The 19,738-nt window shown below is 44.5% G+C and carries 16 protein-coding genes; 10 read left to right on the top strand and 6 right to left on the bottom strand.

All coding sequences use genetic code 11. From position 1 onward, the window contains the following. Positions 1–74: 74 nt before the first annotated feature. The 3 genes from purH (at position 75) to guaA (ending at position 4,518) form a co-directional block, all read left to right on the top strand. Positions 75–1,592 (top strand): bifunctional phosphoribosylaminoimidazolecarboxamide formyltransferase/IMP cyclohydrolase, encoded by a 1,518-nt coding sequence (gene purH / locus P0M11_RS06080; protein ID WP_275624886.1) that lies wholly within the window; start codon positions 75–77, stop codon positions 1,590–1,592. 94 nt (positions 1,593–1,686) lie between these two features. Then, positions 1,687–2,925, top strand: coding sequence for a phosphoribosylamine--glycine ligase (purD, locus tag P0M11_RS06075; RefSeq protein ID WP_275624885.1), 1,239 nt, complete (start codon positions 1,687–1,689; stop codon positions 2,923–2,925). A 63-nt stretch (positions 2,926–2,988) separates the two neighbouring features. Beyond that, positions 2,989–4,518: a glutamine-hydrolyzing GMP synthase gene (gene guaA / locus P0M11_RS06070; protein ID WP_275624884.1), complete on the top strand. Its 1,530-nt coding sequence runs from the start codon at positions 2,989–2,991 to the stop codon at positions 4,516–4,518. A 21-nt stretch (positions 4,519–4,539) separates the two neighbouring features. On the opposite strand, the gene P0M11_RS06065 is transcribed toward guaA, so the two are convergent. Next, positions 4,540–5,217: a hypothetical protein gene (locus tag P0M11_RS06065; RefSeq protein WP_275624883.1), complete on the bottom strand. Its 678-nt coding sequence runs from the start codon at positions 5,215–5,217 to the stop codon at positions 4,540–4,542. Continuing rightward, positions 5,217–6,056 carry a patatin-like phospholipase family protein gene (locus P0M11_RS06060; RefSeq protein ID WP_275624882.1) on the bottom strand — a complete coding sequence of 280 codons (840 nt, stop codon included), beginning with the start codon at positions 6,054–6,056 and terminating at the stop codon, positions 5,217–5,219. The genes P0M11_RS06065 and P0M11_RS06060 overlap by 1 nt, the downstream gene beginning before the upstream one ends. 136 nt (positions 6,057–6,192) lie before the next feature. On the opposite strand from P0M11_RS06060, the gene P0M11_RS06055 reads away from it, so the two are divergent. From P0M11_RS06055 to P0M11_RS06040, 4 genes are all read left to right on the top strand, one after another. Beyond that, entirely contained in the window at positions 6,193–7,545 is a 1,353-nt protein-coding gene (locus P0M11_RS06055; protein ID WP_158063860.1) for a DEAD/DEAH box helicase, read from the top strand. Positions 7,546–7,718: 173 nt separating this feature from the next. Further along, complete coding sequence (gene uvrA, locus P0M11_RS06050; RefSeq protein ID WP_275624881.1) at positions 7,719–10,550, top strand: excinuclease ABC subunit UvrA; 2,832 nt, start codon at positions 7,719–7,721, stop codon at positions 10,548–10,550. Between the two features lie 4 nt (positions 10,551–10,554). Further along, complete coding sequence (locus P0M11_RS06045) at positions 10,555–11,046, top strand: GNAT family N-acetyltransferase (protein WP_275624880.1); 492 nt, start codon at positions 10,555–10,557, stop codon at positions 11,044–11,046. Positions 11,047–11,176: 130 nt separating this feature from the next. After that, on the top strand, positions 11,177–11,617 hold the full coding sequence (locus tag P0M11_RS06040) for a hypothetical protein (protein WP_275624879.1): 441 nt from the start codon (positions 11,177–11,179) through the stop codon (positions 11,615–11,617). A 74-nt stretch (positions 11,618–11,691) separates the two neighbouring features. Here the strand turns inward: P0M11_RS06040 and P0M11_RS06035 are convergent, their stop codons facing one another. Then, positions 11,692–12,024 (bottom strand): DUF4286 family protein, encoded by a 333-nt coding sequence (locus P0M11_RS06035; RefSeq protein WP_275624878.1) that lies wholly within the window; start codon positions 12,022–12,024, stop codon positions 11,692–11,694. Between the two features lie 149 nt (positions 12,025–12,173). Here P0M11_RS06035 and gyrA point away from each other — a divergent pair, with 149 nt between their 5' ends. Together gyrA and P0M11_RS06025 are read left to right on the top strand one after the other, a co-directional pair. After that, on the top strand, positions 12,174–14,864 hold the full coding sequence (gyrA, locus tag P0M11_RS06030; protein ID WP_275624877.1) for a DNA gyrase subunit A: 2,691 nt from the start codon (positions 12,174–12,176) through the stop codon (positions 14,862–14,864). Between the two features lie 44 nt (positions 14,865–14,908). Continuing rightward, a complete protein-coding gene (locus P0M11_RS06025; RefSeq protein WP_275624876.1) occupies positions 14,909–16,285 on the top strand; it encodes a tetratricopeptide repeat protein in 1,377 nt (458 codons plus the stop codon). 46 nt (positions 16,286–16,331) lie between these two features. On the opposite strand, the gene P0M11_RS06020 is transcribed toward P0M11_RS06025, so the two are convergent. Further along, positions 16,332–16,982: a metal-dependent transcriptional regulator gene (locus P0M11_RS06020; protein WP_275624875.1), complete on the bottom strand. Its 651-nt coding sequence runs from the start codon at positions 16,980–16,982 to the stop codon at positions 16,332–16,334. Between the two features lie 99 nt (positions 16,983–17,081). Here P0M11_RS06020 and P0M11_RS06015 point away from each other — a divergent pair, with 99 nt between their 5' ends. After that, a complete protein-coding gene (locus P0M11_RS06015) occupies positions 17,082–18,119 on the top strand; it encodes an aminotransferase class I/II-fold pyridoxal phosphate-dependent enzyme (protein ID WP_275624874.1) in 1,038 nt (345 codons plus the stop codon). A gap of 21 nt (positions 18,120–18,140) precedes the next feature. Here P0M11_RS06015 and P0M11_RS06010 read toward each other — a convergent pair whose 3' ends face one another. Beyond that, the gene (locus P0M11_RS06010; RefSeq protein WP_275624873.1) at positions 18,141–18,764 is read right to left on the bottom strand and encodes a hypothetical protein; all 624 of its coding nucleotides are present in this window, start codon (positions 18,762–18,764) and stop codon (positions 18,141–18,143) included. A gap of 19 nt (positions 18,765–18,783) precedes the next feature. Further along, positions 18,784–19,155, bottom strand: a complete 372-nt coding sequence (locus P0M11_RS06005) for a DUF3703 domain-containing protein (protein WP_275624872.1) — start codon at positions 19,153–19,155, stop codon at positions 18,784–18,786. Positions 19,156–19,738 lie beyond the last annotated feature (583 nt).

The following is a 19,738-nucleotide window of genomic DNA, read 5'->3' as shown; positions in this document are numbered from 1 at the left end:
TTGTTCCGAAAAAGTTAGAAAAATGTCCGGTCGACAGACATTGGGACAGTCAAATAAAAAGTAAAGAAAGAAAGATGTCAAAGAAAAGAGCGCTGATCTCAGTTTCGGATAAATCCGGACTTATCGGTTTTGCAAAATTTTTAGAAGAACAGAATTATGAACTGGTTTCCACAGGCGGTACTTTTAAACACCTGAAGGAAGCGGGACTCAATCCAATTCAGATTGACGAGGTAACGGAATTTCCGGAAATGCTGGACGGCCGTGTAAAAACACTTCACCCAAAAGTTCACGGAGGTTTGCTTGCGGTGCGAAACAGTGAGGAACACATGTCCACCGTACAACAGCACGGAATCGGACTTATCGATATGGTTATCGTTAACCTGTATCCTTTCTTTGAGAATGCAAATGCAGATATTTCACTGGACGAAAAAGTGGAATTCATCGACATTGGCGGACCGTCTATGCTGCGTTCAGGAGCCAAGAACTTCAATTCGGTTACCGTAATTACGGATGTACAGGATTATGATCTTGTTAAGCTGGAAATGGCTGAAACGGGTAATACAACGGCTGAAACCAGAAAGAAATTGGCCGGAAAGGTTTTCAACCTGACTGCCGCTTACGACGCGGCAATTTCCAGAATGTTGCTGGACGAGGAATACCCTCAGTACCTGAATGCCTCCTATAAAAAAGTTGCTGACCTCCGTTACGGAGAAAACCCGCACCAGTCTGCGGCCTTTTACGCTTCTACTACCGAAAATGGTGCCATGAAGGATTTTGAAATCCTGGGCGGAAAGGAACTTTCATTTAACAACCTGCGTGACATGGATCTTTGCTGGAAGGTAGTGAATGAGTTTAAAGATGAAATGGCCTGCTGTGCCGTGAAACACTCCACGCCATGTGGAGTAGCGGTCGGAACTTCAGCTCTGGAAACCTATACCAAAACGTTTGAATGTGATCCTGTATCCATTTTTGGTGGCATTATTGGCATGAATTTTAAAGTGGATGCTGCTACCGCCACGGAACTTAACAAAACCTTCCTCGAAATTGTAATGGCACCGGATTTTGATGAAGATGCCCTGGAAATCCTGAGGAAAAAGAAAAATCTCAGAATCATTAAGATCAAAAATCCCGTATCCGATGCACAAACTTGGGTAAAGGTGGACGGCGGAATTCTGGTTCAGGGATCAGACAGTGACTTTTCAGATAAAATTGAAACAGTAACTGCGGCACAACCCTCAGCAGAGCAGGAAAAAGCGTTGCTGTTTGCTCAGCGCGTTGTAAAATACGTGAAGTCCAACGCTATAGTAGTATCAAACGGGGTACAGGCACTTGGTATCGGCGGCGGGCAGGTAAACCGGATCTGGGCTACAGAACACGCGGTTCAGCGTGCTAAGGAGAAGTTCAGCGGTGATCTTGTCCTGGCTTCAGATGCTTTCTTCCCATTTCGCGATGTGGTAGACTACTGTGCGGCCGAAGGTATTAAAGCCATTATACAGCCCGGCGGAAGTATGCGCGACGAGGATAGCATTGCTGCTGCAAATGAGCACGGTATTCCAATGCTGTTTACTGGTATGCGCCACTTTTTCCACTAAAAAGTGCGGTTAAAAGGCGTAATCTTTTAATTGCCGAATTTGAATTACTCAACCAAAAGAGTAATTTTGTATCATCTAAAAAATAAACTTTAATATGAGAGTACTAATCATAGGAAACGGTGGCCGCGAGGCTGCAATAGGCCGCAAACTTGCTGAAGACCGCAGGATCAGCCAAATATTTTTCGCCAAAGGAAATGCCGCAACAGAGCAGATTGGCAAAAATATCTCCTTAACCGATAACCAGGACTTGGTGAATTTTGCTGCTAAAGAAGCTATTGACCTTACGATTGTAGGTCCGGAGGCATTTCTGGTGAGTGGCATTGTAGATGAGTTTACCAAAGCAGGACTCAATATTTTTGGCCCCTCAAAAAAAGTGGCAAAACTGGAAGGCAGTAAGGCATACTCCAAGAAATTCATGCAGGACTACGGTGTGAAAACAGCAGATGCCCAGATCTTTAATTCCTATGTAGAAGCTAAGGCCTACTTGGAAACTGCTAAATATCCGCTGATAATTAAAGCTTCAGGCTTGGCTCAGGGCAAGGGTGTGGTTTTAGCCGAAGATAAGGATGAAGCTATGAAGACCATTCACGACTTCATGATCGACAAGATTTATGGTGATGCCGGTATCAAGGTAGTTATCGAGGAATATCTTCGTGGCTTTGAGGCGTCGATAATCTGTTTCTCCAACGGTAAAGACCTGTTCCCATGTATTGCTGCAAAAGACTACAAACGTGTGGGTGCCGGAAACCGCGGACCAAATACGGGTGGTATGGGCAGTGTGGCACCAACTCCTGAGTTTACGGCAGAACATGAGCTGGACTTCCGCAAGAACATCCTGGAACCTACCATCGCCGGTCTCAAAGATAATTACCTGATGTTCAAAGGATTTATTTTCTTCGGACTTATGGTTACCGATAAGGGCTGTCACCTGCTGGAATATAATATGCGCTCCGGGGATCCTGAAACTCAGGTGATCCTTCCGCTTTTGGAAAATAACCTTCTGGACACCATTAACGACTGTATTGAAGGAAAAGATATTGAACTCAAGTTTAAAGATGAAAAAGCGGTTTGCCTTGTAATGGCTTCCGGTGGGTATCCTGGGAAGTACGAAACAGGCTACGAAATTACACACCTGGACAGAGCAACTCAAAGTACTGTCCTGTTGGCTGGCGCCTCCACCAAAGCTGGTGGTGTATATACAGCCGGCGGCAGGGTAATCAACCTAGTTGCTACAGGGAAAGATTTTGAAGAAGCCAGGAAGAAAGTGTATAGTGACGCGAAAACGATACAGTTCGACTACGCTTTCTATCGGGACGATATCGCGAAATTCTAATAAATAAAACGTGAGTTTTCACGTTTTTTTGTTTAATATAAACTGCAAACTATTTAAGACACTATGAAGAACGGTATCGTTATTCTGGACTTCGGTTCCCAATACAATCAACTTATAGCCCGCCGCATACGCGAAATGGAAGTGTATTCGGAGGTAATTCCCTATAACACACCACTGGAGGAAATCCTTGCAAAAGAACCCGCAGGTATTGTGCTTTCGGGTGGCCCCAGCTCTGTAAATGCAGAGAACGCCCACTTGATAGACAAAGCGCTGTTTGATCAAAATATTCCTATACTCGGTATCTGTTACGGAATGCAGCTTACCACACATCTTCTGGGTGGCAAGGTGAAGAAAGGGGTGAAAGGCGAATATGGTAAAGCTAAACTGCAAATCGATAAGTCCAACGAACTTTTGGCCGGCGTAAGCAGGTTCTCTACTGTTTGGATGAGCCATTTTGATGAAGTACAGACTGTGCCGCCAGGCTTTAATGTTAACGCTACGACTGATGTAATTTCAGCGATCTCAAACGAAGAGAAAAAGATTTACTGCGTGCAGTTCCACCCCGAGGTTTCACACACTGAAGAAGGTACACGCATGATTGAAAATTTTGTAATTAAGATCTGTAAAGCGCCGCGGGAATGGAAACTCACCAATTATATTGAAAAAACCGTAGCCGAAATCAGGGAAAAAGTTGGCAATGAGAAGGTGATTCTTGGCCTTTCCGGAGGCGTGGATTCTTCTGTAGCTGCAGTGCTGGTACATAAAGCGATTGGAGACCAGCTTACCTGCATTTTTGTGGATACCGGGCTGCTTCGCAAAGATGAAGGCCGTAAGGTGATGGAGAACTATGGTGAGCATTTCCATATGAAGATTGATATGGTGGATGCTTCTGATCGTTTTCTGAGCAAACTGAAAGGTGTCTCTGATCCTGAAGCAAAACGTAAAATTATTGGCAATGAGTTTGTGGCCGTCTTTGATGAAGAATCTCATAAATTCGAAGGTGCCAGATTCCTGGCGCAGGGTACCATTTACCCCGACGTAATTGAGAGCCAGTCTGTAAAAGGACCTTCTGCAGTAATTAAATCACATCACAATGTTGGCGGATTGCCGGAGGAAATGAAGATGGACCTTCTGGAGCCACTGCGTGAACTTTTTAAAGATGAAGTCCGCAAAGTGGGCGAGGAGCTCGGGATTCCCCATCATTTGGTAATGAGGCATCCGTTTCCGGGCCCCGGCTTAGGAATCAGAATCCTTGGCGAGGTTGATGAGGAGAAAGTGAGGATCCTTCAGGAAGCAGATGACATCTTCATAGAAGAACTCTACAAAAATAACCTGTATGAGAAGGTGTCTCAGGCTTTTGTGGTACTGTTGCCGGTGAAGTCGGTAGGTGTGATGGGCGATGAGCGTACTTATGAATATACCGCTGTAGTTCGTTCCGCCAATACCATTGATTTTATGACTGCCACTTTCAGTAAGTTCCCGTGGGAATTTCTGGAAAACGTATCCAACCGTATTATTAACGAAGTACGCGGAATCAACCGTGTGGCTTACGATATATCAAGCAAACCGCCTGCAACGATTGAGTGGGAATAAAAAACTGCAAAATTTATATTTTTAAGCCCCGGGGTCACTGCCTCGGGGCCTATCATTTACGCCGATTCCCTTTTTCTTAAGTCTTTCCTCGGTATACGATCGGGTCACTTTCAGTGTGTCGGCAGATCTGTAAGTGTAAGTCATATTTCTGTTAAAGTTATACCGAATGTAAAAAGGTACTTTCTCGTAGGTATTTCCCAAAAGTACAGCTGCACTGTCACCTTCCCAATACGCATCTTCAATGGTGAATGATGGTCCGAAGTAGGAGAGCTGCCGCACAGTTTTGGATGGCAGATGTACAAGTGATACCTGCTGGTCTGCTTCAAATCCGGGATTTCCGTTTTCGTTAGTAAACCAGTGGTAACTGTCGAAATCTATATATTTCGATTTATCCGGACTGTACACCAGGAAGGGTTCATATATCGGATTGAAATCTTCTTCAAAATTAGCTTTCACCGCAGATGGACTGTATCTAAGGTCAGCGCTGTCCAGTAAGGTAAAACTGTCTGCTGAAAAATCGGGATTTTCCGCTTTATAAAACTTGAGCCACCGTTCCAGATTTTCCGGAAGTTTCTTTGCCGTTTTTATTGTAGTTTCGTTATCATGCGGTACTACATCCTTCTGCACAGTTTCTTTTTTATCTGTACAGGAAATGCAAATGAGTATTGCGGTGAGCAGGAGGTGTTTAATTTTCATCATCAATCATCTTTCAGAAATTCGTTGATTGCATTTTCAGCGCATTGCCTGCCATATTCAATCTGCTGTTTAACTTTAAAAAAATCATGCATGCTGCAGGACTCACGCGACAGCTGAATCAAGATGTCTGGCGGAAAAGCGGTAAGTGAATTTCTGGCATTAGCTTCAATAAGAAGACTAAGTGAGTGTGAAAGCACATTTATGCTTGAGCCCAAATCCACAGCTGAATTTTTCGCGCCTTCAAATTCGATAAAAGCATTTACATCTACCACAATTAACAAGTCCTTCTTCTTCCTGCGGGCATACTCTATAGGAATATTGTTCAGTACACCACCATCAACATAAACATCACCGTCAATTTCCACCGGAGAAAATATAGTCGGTATTGCGACTGAGGCCCGGATGGCGTCGTAAATATCACCCTTTTTGATGCATACCGATTTTTTTGCATAAAGTTGGGTTGCAATCGCTGAAAAGCCAATTTCAAGATCTTCAATATTTACAGTTGGGAACAGTGCCTTCATCTTACGGAATACCCTGTTTCCTTTTAGAAGCCCCCGTCGACGTATAGACAGGTCAATCAGATCCAAAGCCTGAAGTTTCCCCATATGGGTTACCCAGTTTTTGAAATCTTTCAGTTTACCCATCGCGTACAGACCACCTATAAGCGCACCCATGGAGGTACCTGCAATGCTGTGGATATGGAACCCTCTTTCTATAAGCACTTCTATGACGCCTATATGGCCGAATCCGCGGGCGCCACCCCCCGAGAGGACCAGTGAGACCTCGCGGTATGATTTCTTTCTTTTCTTTGAATTAAATAAGGAAAGCAAGTCAGTCAATTCTTTTATTTTTAAAAATACAAAAAATAACATACCATTTGACGCCGATGTAGCTTAAAACACGCTAAAAATTAATTTCAGTAGCTTTGCACCACATTCCACGCGCTGTCTCTGCTCTTTTTAAATTAGAATACCCATGAAAACCACTTTTGCAGATTTTGATCTGTCCGGAAAGTTACTTGATGCTCTGGCAGACCTTAATCTATTTGAACCAACGCCCATTCAGGAAAAAAGCTTTAAAGCCATACTTTCCGGCCGCGATATTATGGGAATTGCCCAGACCGGTACCGGTAAAACCCTGGCTTATCTGCTGCCGGTTCTGCAAATGTGGAAGTACAACAAAACGGGTAATCCAACGGTTCTGATTCTCGTACCTACACGTGAACTCGTAGTTCAGGTTACCGGCGTTCTGGAATCTTTGGCTGCTAATACTACGGCAAGGATCATTGGGATTTATGGCGGGAAAAATATAAACACCCAAAAGCTCCTCTTTAACGACGGCTGCGACATCCTGGTAGGAACTCCGGGTCGTGTAATGGACCTCGCTATAGATAATGCCATTTCCCTGAAGGAAGTGCAGAAACTGGTTATCGATGAGTTTGATGAGATGCTGAGCCTGGGATTCCGTCCTCAGCTTACCCATATCTTCGAGATGATGAAAGCCAAACGGCAGAATATTCTGTTTTCGGCAACGATGACAGAGGCCGTTGATGCTATGCTGGACGAATATTTCGCAAATCCCGTTGAAATTTCATTGGCAAAATCGGGAACACCGCTAGAGAAAATTGCCCAAACCTCTTATCTCGTCCGTAATTTCAACACCAAAGTCAACCTGCTTCAGTACCTGCTGGAAGCAGATGCAGAAATGTCCAGGGTATTGGTGTTTACAAACAATAAAAAACACGCGGATCTTCTCTTTACCAAAATTGATGAGCTGTTTCCTGCTGCTTTTGATGTTATTCACTCCAACAAATCTCAAAATTACAGGCTGAAAGCCATGAAGCGTTTTCAGGACGGCGAAATTCGCGGTCTTATTACAACTGATGTAATGGCCAGAGGTCTTGATATTTCAGATATCACTCATGTTATCAATTTTGAGATCCCGGAAATTCCGGAACAGTACATCCACCGTATTGGTCGGACAGGACGTGCCGACAAAGACGGTAAATCCATTTCATTCTTTACCGAAAAAGAAGAACCGCTTGTTTTTGATATAGAGGTTCTGATGGACAGACAGCTTGAAGTACTTCCATTTCCTGAAACTGTGAAGGTAAATCCCACAAAAATAGCGTCCGAACAGGATGAGGTTGTGATGAAAAATGCACATACCGTGAAAATTGTAGAGGGAGGCGGTGCATTTCACGAGAAAAAAGAAAAAAACAGAAAGGAAAACTGGGGTGGTCCGCATAAAAGGAATCCTCCAAAAACGAAGCCCGGCGCGAACCGCGGGCAGGCAAAAGCGAAAAGCAAAGCCCGCCGTAAGAAGTAGGATGTTACTTTAGGTAAACCTAAACTGTGTTTTTTACAGGTTAATTCACAGCGTCCGTCCAACTTTTGTCTTTGGTTCCGCATTTCCCGGCGCTGTATAACTCTTATACCGTTCTTCATTAATTTCCGTATTTTTGCATCTTCCTGTTTTCAATAACGAAAGCGGCATTTATAATGAGCGAAAAGAAAGAATATATAGAAATTTACGGGGCACGGGAACACAACTTAAAGGACATTGATGTCCGCATCCCGCGTAACGAACTTGTAGTGATTACAGGTTTATCCGGCAGCGGAAAATCTTCCCTGGCATTTGATACTATTTTTGCCGAAGGCCAGCGCCGCTACATTGAGACCTTTTCGGCCTATGCCCGGCAGTTCCTGGGTGGACTGGAAAGACCGGATGTGGATAAGATTGAAGGACTGTCTCCAGTGATCGCTATAGAACAGAAAACAACAAATAAAAATCCGCGTTCCACCGTAGGTACGGTAACCGAACTTTATGATTTCCTCCGACTTCTGTTTGCCAGGGTTTCCGACGCCTATTCCCTGACGTCGGGCCGAAAACTGGTAAGTTATACCGAAGAGCAGATTCTGGAAACCATTAAAGAAAATTATCAGGGCGAAAAAATATTGTTATTGGCCCCAGTTGTGCGCTCCCGGAAAGGACACTATCATGAACTGTTTGTACAGATGGCGCGCAAAGGGTACAGTCAGGCACGTATTGACGGTGTCCTGCAGGATCTGGAGTATGACCTGAAACTCGACAGGTACAAAACGCATGATATCGATATTGTAATTGACCGCTGGATTATTGGCGAAAAAGCGACGGAAGGGCGTATGGAGAAATCGCTTCGTACGGCTCTGGATATGGGTGAGGGCGTTATCGGAATCCAGAAACTTGGCGGCAGTGACATTCAGTATTTTTCAAAAAACCTGATGGACGATGATTCCGGGCAATCGCTGGCTTTACCGGAACCGAACACTTTTTCTTTCAATTCACCTAAAGGTAGCTGCCCCAACTGTAAGGGACTTGGGGTCATCAATAAGATTAACACGGATTATTTTGTTGAAAATCCTAAGTTGTCAATCGGTCAGGGAGCACTTCTGCCGCTGGAGGATATCAAAAACAATAAATGGGTACTCGCTCAACTCAAGAATATCCTCGAAATTTCAAACCTGTCACTCACCACACCTTTCAGGGATATTCCATCGGAGGTGGTGGATTTTATGTATTTCGGGATGTCCCGCGAAATAAGTAAGGATCTTAAGTATGCAGGAATCTCCAAGAAGATCAAGGTGAATTTTGAAGGTCTGGTGGCATATATTCAGGATATTATCAATGACAAAGAAAGTTATGACGCGGTGTTGCTGGAAAGGCATTTTACAACCGAAGAAATTTGTCCTAAATGTAACGGAACGCGACTGCAGCCCGAGAGTCTGAGCTTTAAAATAGACGGCAGTCACATTGCCGAAATCAGTGCCCTTTCGCTTTCAGAGTTTAAGGAATGGCTGGACCAGGTGAAACCGAAATTTTCAAGCAAAAATGCCCTGATCGCCAATGAAATACTGAAGGAAATTGAAACCCGTCTGCAGTTCCTTCTGGATATGGGACTGGACTATCTGAGTCTGAGCCGCAGTTCGCGTACGCTGTCCGGTGGCGAAAGTCAGCGAATCCGCCTGGCTACACAGATCGGTTCACAGTTGGTTAATGTGCTTTACATTCTGGATGAACCCTCTATTGGTCTTCATCAGCGTGATAATGAAAGACTTATTAATTCACTGAAGAACCTGCGGGATATCGGTAATTCCGTTTTGGTAGTGGAACATGACAAAGATATGATCCTGGGAGCAGACCACGTGCTGGATATCGGCCCCCGTGCCGGAAAATTTGGCGGCGAAGTCTTATGGCAGGGTCATCCGGACGATCTGCTGAAAGCTGATACCGTAACCGCAGATTACATGACCGGTAAAAGGCAGATTGAAATTCCTGCTCAAAGGCGGTCAGGCAACGGGAAAAGCATTGTCCTGAAAGGTGCGACAGGCAACAACCTGAAGAATGTAACCCTGGAAATTCCACTGGGAAAACTCGTGGTGGTTACCGGAATTTCCGGTAGTGGAAAATCTTCACTGATCAACGGTACACTGTATCCCATCCTCAACCGTCATTTCTACCGCAGCGTGCAGGAACCTTTGCCTTATAAAAAGATTGAAGGCATCGAACATATAGATAAGATTGTAGATGTAGACCAAACCCCCATCGGGCGGACACCAAGGTCCAATCCTGCCACCTATACCGGTATGTTTACGGATATCAGAAACCTGTTCTCTGAATTGCCGGAGAGTAAAATCCGCGGCTATAAACCAGGCAGATTTTCCTTCAATGTGAAAGGCGGGCGCTGTGAGACTTGTCAGGGAGGTGGTCTCAAAGTGATTGAGATGAATTTCCTGCCCGATGTGTACGTGCACTGCGAAACCTGCAACGGCAAAAGATTTAACCGCGAAACGCTGGAAGTGCGCTACAAAGGAAAATCAATTTCGGATGTGCTGGAGATGACAATTGACGAAGCAGTGGATTTCTTTGCTCCTATTCCCCGGATTTTCAGCAAGGTGAAAACACTCCAGGATGTGGGGTTAGGTTATATCACGCTTGGGCAGCAGTCCACAACGGTTTCGGGTGGTGAAGCCCAGCGTATTAAACTTGCCACGGAACTTGCAAAACGCCAGACCGGCAATACGCTGTATATTCTGGATGAACCTACTACAGGCCTTCACTTTGAGGATGTTAAAGTGCTTATGGATGCCATTAACAGACTTGTAGACCTTGGTAATTCCTTCATCATAATCGAGCATAATATGGATGTCATCAAGCTGGCAGACCATATGATTGACATTGGTCCTGAAGGCGGAAAGCATGGCGGAAAGATTGTAGCTAAAGGTACACCGGAGGAGGTGATCAAAAACTCAAAATCACTGACCGGAAAATTTTTACGTAAGGAACTTAATTAATGTCATGAATTACGAAATCCGCAGGATGAAATCCACCGACAGTGACTCGGTTATCAGCATTTTTAAGCAGGGTGTTGACGGTGGTAATGCCACATTCGACAAAGAGGCGCCCAACTGGGAGAACTGGGATGCGGGATATTTTCATAAGTGCCGCTGGGTAGTAGAGGATGAAAGTGAAAAGGTGATGGGTTGGGCCGCGCTGAAACCCATCAGCACACGTGAATGCTACAGGGGTGTGGCTGAAGTGAGTATTTACCTTGATAATGCGGTGCAGGGACGCGGACTGGGTTCAGTATTGCTCAAAAAATTAATACTGGACAGTGAAGAACACGGCTTCTGGACATTGCAGTCGGGCATTTTCCCTGAAAATGCTGCATCTATAGCTATCCACGCCAAAATGGGATTCCGGGTGGTGGGTACCCGGGAAAAAATTGCGCAAATGAACGGGCGCTGGCGCGATGTCTTGCTGATGGAGCGCCGCAGTTCTGTGATTTGACACAAAAAAAACTGTTTTTTTTTAAACTGAGGTTTAACTTTAAGGAATTGCTGATATCCAAAAATCGCCGGGGACAGTCTTTGGCATTAAGATTGAAAACAATACCTACAACATTTAAAACCTTTAAGAAATGAAAAGCATCTTCAAAATAATTTTAGCGTCAGGACTGGCTTTTACACTGGCTTCATGTGGCGCACTAAATGATCCTTACGGAAATAACTATCCGAATAATTATCCAAATAACGGTACAGTGTACAGAAGTCCGGATGGTACTGTATACCGTCAGGGCGATGTATACAGGGACCGTAACGGTAATGTGTATCAAAACGGAAGGGTAATAAGTTCAGGCGGTGTGTACAGTAACACCCGTGGCCGCAATCAGGTAGGTACGGTGTATCCGCGTAACAATAGAAATCTTCCTCCGGGACAGGCCAAGAAAGTGTATGGCGGTAACGCCAAAGATTATGCTCCGGGTCAGATGAAAAAGAAAAATGGCAACTGGGACAGCAGGAAATGGGACGATGGAAAGAAAAAAGGAAAGTCTTATAAAAAACATAAAAATCACAGATAACCTGTAAGAAAGCGGGCTCCCACCGGGAGCCCGCTTCATTTTAGATCTTTAGTGGAATTATCTGCAAATTAGATTTACCCAATGCCTGTAGGGCCGTCGGTTTCTTTAAATTCATTAAGTAATGTCTTAAAAATCATCACCTCGTCGCCAAAGCGCTTTTCCACCCGCTCACGGATATTCTCAAACTCATTTTCCAGAAATGTGGCCCGCAGTTCCACCGTTTCAAAAATCAGGAGCAGATTAGTGTTTCTCCCCTCATTCAGCATTTCACTTTCAACATCCGAAAGGATGTACTTTTCCACATCATAGAGGTTGTGAGCCAACTGTTTCAGTTCAGTTCTGGCATATTGTTCCCATTGCGGCACAGTAGACTCAATGCAGTGGAAGGTAAGGCTTAAAATACTCATCTTATTTAACTGTTTTTTATGAAGATTGCTCCCGGGTTAAGCCGCAAAAATCGGTATTATTTTCGTAAATTAGCCCGTTATTATTAATTGAAAATCAATAAAAATTTACAGCCTTTTTAAAGCGCTGAAAATCATTTTAATAGTTAAATATGAATACAGAAGGAGAGCGGTTGATACCGATCAGCATTGTAGATGAAATGAAGTCGTCCTACATTGATTATTCAATGTCTGTGATCGTCTCCAGAGCATTGCCTGATGTCAGAGATGGTCTGAAGCCTGTACACAGAAGAGTTCTGTACGGTATGTACGGTTTAAATGTATTTTCCAACCGGAAGCATCTTAAATCGGCCAGGATTGTAGGTGATGTTTTGGGTAAATACCACCCGCATGGCGACAGTTCCGTGTATGATGCCATGGTGAGGATGGCGCAGCCCTGGAGTTTGCGGTATCCCCAGGTAGACGGACAGGGTAACTTCGGTTCCATGGACGGCGACCCGCCGGCGGCTATGAGGTATACCGAGGCACGCCTTAAGAAGATTTCTGATGAGGTCCTGGCAGACCTGGATAAGGATACCGTGGATTTCCAGAATAACTTCGACGACAGTCTTACGGAGCCTACTGTAATGCCTACCCGCATACCCAATCTTTTGGTAAACGGTGCCTCCGGTATTGCTGTGGGTATGGCCACCAATATGGCGCCGCACAATCTCTCTGAAACTGTAGATGCCATCTGTGCCTATATAGACGACCGCGAGATTTCTATAGATGATCTGATGAAGCACATCATCGCACCGGATTTTCCTACCGGAGGAATTATTTACGGCTACGACGGCGTTCGCGACGCTTTCCACACCGGTCGCGGCCGTATCGTGATCCGTGCCAAGGTAAACTTTGAAGAAGTTCACAACAGAAATGCAATCATCATTACCGAAATACCTTATCAGGTAAATAAAGCCGAGATGATTGCACGTACCTCCGATTTGGTAAAAGAGGAAAAGATTCCGGGAATCTATGAGATACGTGATGAATCAGACCGCCGCGGTATGCGTATCGTTTACGAGCTTAAGAACGATGCCATACCTAATGTAGTCCTGAACCTGCTGTATAAGTATACCGCGCTTCAAACCTCTTTCAGCGTAAACAATATTGCCTTGGTGCACGGCAGGCCGGAGCAGCTTAATGTTAAAGACATCATCCATCACTTTGTGGAGCACAGACATGAAGTGGTTATCCGCCGTACAGAGTATGAGCTGAAGAAAGCAAAGGAAAGGGCACATATCCTGGAAGGGTTCATGAAAGTGATTGCTACACAGGAAAGCCTGGATAAGGCAATTGCCATTATACGCAACAGTGCCAACCCAGCCGACGCGAAAGATGGGCTTATTGCTGAATTTGATCTTTCAGACCTTCAGGCACAGGCCATCCTCGATCTTAGACTGGCCCGTCTTACAGGCATGGAACTGGATAAGATCCGGGCCGAGTATGAAGAGATCATGAACATGATCCGCGATTTTGAAGATATCCTGGCCAATGAATCCCGCAGGTTTGAAATCATCAAGACTGAGATGCTGGAGATCAAGGAAAAATATGGCGACGAGAGAAGGACTGAGATCGATTATGCCGGCGGCGATATGTCTATTGAGGACTTTATCCCGAACGAAAATGTAGTAGTAACCATTTCTCACGCCGGATACATAAAAAGGACCTTGCTTTCTGAGTACCGTGTGCAGAGTAGAGGAGGAGTGGGTAACAAGGCGGCAACTACCCGCGATGAAGACTTCCTGGAATATATCGTCTCAGCCACCAACCACCAGTATATGCTGTTCTTTACAGAAAAGGGCAAATGTTACTGGCTGCGAGTATTCGAGATTCCGGAGGGATCCAAAATATCAAAAGGCAGAGCCATCCAGAACCTCATCAATATTGAACCGGACGACAAAGTAAAAGCCTACATCCGCACAAATGACCTGAAGGATGAGGAATATGTAAACCAGATGAATGTGGTGATGATCACCAGGAACGGAACGGTGAAGAAAACATCGCTTGAAGCGTATTCCAGACCAAGAACAAACGGTATCAATGCCATTGAGATCCGCGATAATGACCAGCTTTTGGGAGCGCGGCTTACCGACGGTACTTCCGAGATAATGATTGCCACCAAGAACGGAAAATGCATCCGTTTTCCTGAAGAAAAGGCACGTGCCGTAGGTCGTGGTTCCATTGGAGTGCGGGGTATAGCTCTGGAAGATAATGATGAAGTGATTGGAATGGTTGTAGCCAATGACGTTGCCAATGAAAGTGTGCTGGTAGTGTCTGAAAAAGGATACGGTAAACGTTCAGCGGTGCAGGATTACAGAATCACGAACCGTGGCGGAAAAGGGGTGATCACACTTAATATCACCGAAAAAACAGGAAACCTGATTGCGATCCAGAATGTAAAGGACGGCGACGGTCTGATGATCATCAACAAATCTGGTGTAGCCATCCGCATGGGTGTAGACGAACTCCGCATCATGGGCCGTAACACTCAGGGAGTAAAGGTCATTAATCTGAAAGGGAATGACGAAATTGCGGCCATTGCCAAAGTGGAAATGGATAAGGAGGTGGAAGAAGCCGAATCATTGGACAGTGAGGGCATGCCGGCCGCGGTGATCAGTGACCAGGTAGCGTTCAGTGATGTGCCGCAGTCAGGCGATAACTCGATGACCAATATGGGAGATGAAAGCTTCCTGCGCAAAGTGGAAAAGGAGGAAGCGAAAGAGCAGAAAAACTATGCTCCGGACGAACGCACCGACACTCCGGAAAAGGATGACACTGATGAAGAAGAGGCTGACTCTTAAAATTAATTATTAATTTTATCAGATTTTTAAAATAAGGATTAACAATGAAAAAAATATTTTTAAGCCTTGCGTTGGTCTCGCTGACTTTCGCAACCGCGCAAAAAAAGGAAATAGCCAATGCGGTAAAGGCGGTGGAATCCAATGATTTTGCCGGAGCCAATGCGCAGATTGCTGCAGCGGAGTCTGCAATAGGCGGCAAGACCCAGTTGCTGGAACCCGCACTTTTGGAGCAGTATTACTACGCTAAAGGGTTAGCGCTGTTAAAAACAGGAAAATCGACAGAAGGTGCAGCCTACCTTTCCAGGATTAATGATTTGGGAAAATCGGATATCTATGTGGGCAAGGACGGTAAAAGCAAAGTATACTTTGTTGGAAAAGCTGCGGCGGATGCTTCAGGCATCAGCGGTCTGAAAGCAGAAAAGTTTTCCACAACTACATCAGATAAACTGGCGGTGGCGATTAATCCATTGATACAGTCCAGTAATAAGGCTGCAATAGATGCTTACAACGCTAAAAATTATGCCGTCGCAGGAGCTAAATTCCGTGAATCATATGACTTGCTCAAGGCCGCCGGACAGGTTAATGGTCAGCTTCTGTATAATTCCGCACTTAGCTACGCATATGCCCGTGATAATGATAAAGCGCTGGAAGGCTTTGGTGAGCTCATCAACTCCGGATATACAGGCGTTCAAACAACATATACGGCCAGGGAGAAATCTACAGGAAAAACCATCGACTTAGACAAAGCGACTTGGGAGACACTTAAGAAAAGTCCTGATTACAGTGATTTTAAGACCGAAATGTCGCCAAGTATAGAAGCTGAACTATATGAAACATATGCCAATATTTTGTCTGATGCAGGGAAGTACGACGAAGCTATCGCATTTATTGAGAAAGGTTTGAAGAAGTTCCCTACCAGTGTACGGTTGTCAGAATTACAAAGTCATGCCTATTATAAGGCTGGTAAAACGGCGGAATTTGCTACCTCGCTAAAAAGTTACCTCGCCAAAAATCCAAATGATGCGGTAAGTTGGTACAATCTGGGTGTACTACAGAGCAAAGACCCGGCTCTAAAAAACGATGCCGAAAGCGCTTTTAAGAAAGCAATTGATCTGGATGCAAAAATGATAAATGCCTATCAGAATCTTGCGTACCTAATTATGGGAGACGACGATACCACAATCACACAATATGAAACTTTAAGGAAAGCAGGAAAGGTAGATGAGGCGAATAAAGTAATGGATGCCAGACGCGAACGTTTTAAATCCGCGATTCCAGTTGTGGAAAAATGGCACCAGGCTCATCCTGATAACCTGGATGCAGTAACTCTGTTAAAAGGTATGTATCAGACCACCCGTAACGAAGGCAAGCATAAAGAATTCAAAGCCAAGGAAGATGCTTTGAAAGCTAAAGCAAAATAATTCTTACTTATATCCAGTTCAGGCAGTGCAGCGATGCACTGCTTTTTTATTTTACAAGCATTTTGTCCGTTGCGTTGGAGCTGAGGTGTACGGTTCCTGCGGGTGTATTCACCAGAAAAGATTTATCGAAATTTTCAACTTTAACTATCTCGAACTGCATCTCCAGCTGTATACTCCTGTCATTCAGATAATGCAGGAAGTCATCGTCCGAATAAGTTACTGCTTTAAAAACCACAGAATCCCCGCTTTTGCAGGAACTTAATTTCTTAAGTTCCTGAGCGATGATATTACCGTCCTTATCCGGAATGGGCTCGCCATGCGGGTCAAATTTGGGATAATTCAGGATCTCGTCCATCTTGTCGAAAAAGAGGGTGGAGTGCACATGTTCCAGCTGTTCGGCAATTTCGTGCACATTTTCCCAGCCGAAATTCATCCTTTCCACCAAAAACATCTCGGTAAGCCGGTGTTTGCGCACCACCAGGGCAGCTTCCCTCATGCCCAGAGGAGTGATGATTAGTGGTTTATAATTTTCGTAAATCACCCATTTTTTCTCGGCAAACTTCTTCATCATATTGTTCACTGAAGGCATTTTGACATCCAGAATTTTGCTCAGCTCGTTGATGGTCACGCTATGCGTTTCCGTAGCCAGGTGGAAAATGGCCTTCAGGTAATTCTCTTCAGTATGGGTGTTTCTCAAAATGTTAGATTGTATTTAATGCAAAGCTAACTTTTAATTTTTAAACCCGCAGTATTTCAAATTAACCTTAATTTCCTGCGGCTTGCTTACCTTTACGGGATGAAGTATTCATTTAAAAATGATTATGCCGAAGGTGCTCACCCACGCATTCTGGAAGCTCTTGTAAGGACAAATCTGCAGCAGCAGAACGGATATGGTTCTGATCAATTCAGTCAGGCGGCGGAACAGCTGATCCTTGATTTAAGCAAAAGCCCAAAGTCCCGCGCGCATTTCGTTTCCGGAGGAACGCAGGCCAACATTATTGTCATTTCTGCCCTGCTAAGGCCGCACGAAAGTGTAATCGCAGCAGACACGGGTCATATTTTCACCAATGAGAGTGGTGCCATAGAAGCCACCGGCCATAAAGTTCACGGCGTTCCTACAGCTGACGGGAAACTGCGTGCGCAGGATGTCCAGAACGTACTCGATCAGCATACCAATAAACCGCACCAGCTGAAGCAGAAGATGGTTTACATCTCCAATGCCACCGAAGTGGGTACATTCTACACAAAAAGTGAACTGCAGGAACTTTCTGACTCTTGCCGCCGGCACGGGCTCTGCCTTTTCATGGACGGTGCACGTTTGGGAAATGCTTTAACTGCTGAAGGCAGCGATCTCACTCTTGAACATGTAGCCCGGCTAACCGATGTCTATTATTTGGGAGGCACCAAGAACGGCGCTTTGCTGGGCGAGGCTATCGTCATCAACAATACGGCTTTGCAGGATGAATTTGACTTCCACATTAAACAGAAGGGTGGAATGCTGGCCAAAGGCCGCCTTCTGGGCATACAGTTTCAGGAACTGTTACGCGATCATCTGTATTTCGATCTAGCTCGGCTTGCCAACACCCAGGCTATGCGGATAAAAAAGGCATTTCAGCAGGCCGGCTGCAGCTTTCTATCTGATACCTATACCAACCAGATTTTTCCTGTCATCACGAACACTCAGATAGAAAAACTGTCCACCCATTTTGATTTTTATGTGTGGAAAAAAATAAATGCGGATCAATCTGCTATAAGGATTATTACGTCCTGGGCCACCACAGAAGAAAGCGTGGAGGCATTTATCCGGGAAATTGGAGAATTAGGTCACGAATAAATCCTGTAAAAAGGAAACTGGTTAATTTTCCTTTACCATTTCGGCGAGTTGCTCAAGAACCTGAGCTTGAGAAAACTCACCAAAATATGAGCTGTATTTGCCTTTTGAATTGAAGATGACAAATGAACTGCACGGGTAATGAAAATCAAAAAATGTATGTTCTATGATTGCTTTCGGGTCCTTTTTCCAGGCGATAGATTTTAACTCCTTTACTATGCCTTTCTCTGTTTTATAAAAATATAGCGCCTTTACTCCTGCTATTTTTAATGTTTCCTTTTCCAGATCTTTGAACCATCTTATTTTGTAAGATGTATTTGCAGTTCCGGAAGAGTTGCATCTGTCTGGGCCGGGATGGTAGATAACGATTACGGGCTTCATATCATCAATGGAGGTGCCTGTTCTGGACTCAATACTGCTCTTCAACTCCGTGTAATTTGCAAAGGTTCCGGCTTCCGAGCGGTTGGAGCGGAACATGGCCTTTGTAAGATTCAAAGAGTCATTTTTCACAATTAACAGGTTGGCGCGCTTATATCCGTTAAATTCCTGTTCCGTAATTTTTCGGTTATTCGGATCAAGGTACACAGTTTGTGCATGCAGGCAATAAGAGACTGTGAATATCAGGAAGAAAGTAAATGCCTTTTTCATATGGATAAGCTGTGCACTGCTAAGGTTTTTTATACCTGTCCAGGACTAAAGCCAGATCCTCCGGAATTTCCATGGGTCTGAGCGGTGGTACATTGGCTCCACCGGTATTTCCCACGGGAATTTTCCCTACAAAAGATTTTACACCACCCACAAGGAGTCTGGGAATCTGTCCGATGATTTCACGGCGGTCTTTTATCTTAATCCCAAATTTAAGCATCAGCCAGTGGCTGTAATTGTGCTCACGGGGCCAGGACTGTCCCAACACGTGTGCACGCTCCAAATGCCGCCAGGCCGCAGGCAGATTACCAATTTTCATTTGCTGTCCGTAGGACTTAACTTCATCATTAAAATATACTTTAAGCCCTGCCGGCATACTCCAGTAGAATTTCATGGATTAGTTTAGTTTTGAAAACTGAAATTGCAAAAAATTGCAGAATTGGGCAAGTGATGGAATGATAATATTTGTATTCGTGGAAACGTGATGTTGTTAATGAAGGTTTTGTACGTCCTGATTTCCCAGTTCATTGATGCTTATACTCTTTATCTAAAGTCCATTACCGGAAAAGTTTACCGCAATGCTCAAATCATGAACCTTCCAAAAGGGAAGTTTTGGTTTTGGCGAAACCACTTTTAATGGCTGCGCTCACTTACAATCTGAAAAAATACCTGTAGTTCATTACCCGAAAAGTTCACGGCAATGCCCTAATCATGAACCTTCCAAAAGGGAAGTTTTGGTTTTGCCAGAACCTCTTTCCCACGGCTTCAATATCCTTTGTTTAAGGCCACCTAAAATCCCGAAAATTTTTCATTACTAAAAAAAAGACCTCCTTTAAATCGCTTTAAAAGAGGCCGTTTTTTATTGAATTTTCAGACCTTGCCGCTGAAATCTGAGGTTGCGCAACGGTTACCAATCTTTACTTTGTAATCAGAAAAACGGATAACTTTAGAATAGCAAAACAGAGGTGAACCAGGGT

The sequence above is a fragment of the Kaistella sp. PBT33-4 genome (assembly GCF_029194425.1).
Lineage (GTDB): Bacteria > Bacteroidota > Bacteroidia > Flavobacteriales > Weeksellaceae > Marnyiella.
Note: the sequence above shows the minus strand (reverse complement) of the source record. Positions and strands in the feature narration are given on the sequence as shown.

Excerpts from the sequence above, each read along its gene's own strand:
- P0M11_RS06065 (WP_275624883.1), bottom strand. The coding sequence starts at position 5,217 with ATGATGAAAATTAAACACCTCCTGCTCACCGCAATACTCATTTGCATT.
- guaA (WP_275624884.1), top strand. The coding sequence starts at position 2,989 with ATGAAGAACGGTATCGTTATTCTGGACTTCGGTTCCCAATACAATCAA.
- purD (WP_275624885.1), top strand. The coding sequence starts at position 1,687 with ATGAGAGTACTAATCATAGGAAACGGTGGCCGCGAGGCTGCAATAGGC.
- P0M11_RS06055 (WP_158063860.1), top strand. The coding sequence starts at position 6,193 with ATGAAAACCACTTTTGCAGATTTTGATCTGTCCGGAAAGTTACTTGAT.
- gyrA (WP_275624877.1), top strand. The coding sequence starts at position 12,174 with ATGAATACAGAAGGAGAGCGGTTGATACCGATCAGCATTGTAGATGAA.
- P0M11_RS06045 (WP_275624880.1), top strand. The coding sequence starts at position 10,555 with ATGAATTACGAAATCCGCAGGATGAAATCCACCGACAGTGACTCGGTT.
- P0M11_RS06025 (WP_275624876.1), top strand. The coding sequence starts at position 14,909 with ATGAAAAAAATATTTTTAAGCCTTGCGTTGGTCTCGCTGACTTTCGCA.
- P0M11_RS06035 (WP_275624878.1), bottom strand. The coding sequence starts at position 12,024 with ATGAGTATTTTAAGCCTTACCTTCCACTGCATTGAGTCTACTGTGCCG.
- P0M11_RS06010 (WP_275624873.1), bottom strand. The coding sequence starts at position 18,764 with ATGAAAAAGGCATTTACTTTCTTCCTGATATTCACAGTCTCTTATTGC.
- P0M11_RS06040 (WP_275624879.1), top strand. The coding sequence starts at position 11,177 with ATGAAAAGCATCTTCAAAATAATTTTAGCGTCAGGACTGGCTTTTACA.
- purH (WP_275624886.1), top strand. The coding sequence starts at position 75 with ATGTCAAAGAAAAGAGCGCTGATCTCAGTTTCGGATAAATCCGGACTT.
- P0M11_RS06015 (WP_275624874.1), top strand. The coding sequence starts at position 17,082 with ATGAAGTATTCATTTAAAAATGATTATGCCGAAGGTGCTCACCCACGC.
- P0M11_RS06005 (WP_275624872.1), bottom strand. The coding sequence starts at position 19,155 with ATGAAATTCTACTGGAGTATGCCGGCAGGGCTTAAAGTATATTTTAAT.
- uvrA (WP_275624881.1), top strand. The coding sequence starts at position 7,719 with ATGAGCGAAAAGAAAGAATATATAGAAATTTACGGGGCACGGGAACAC.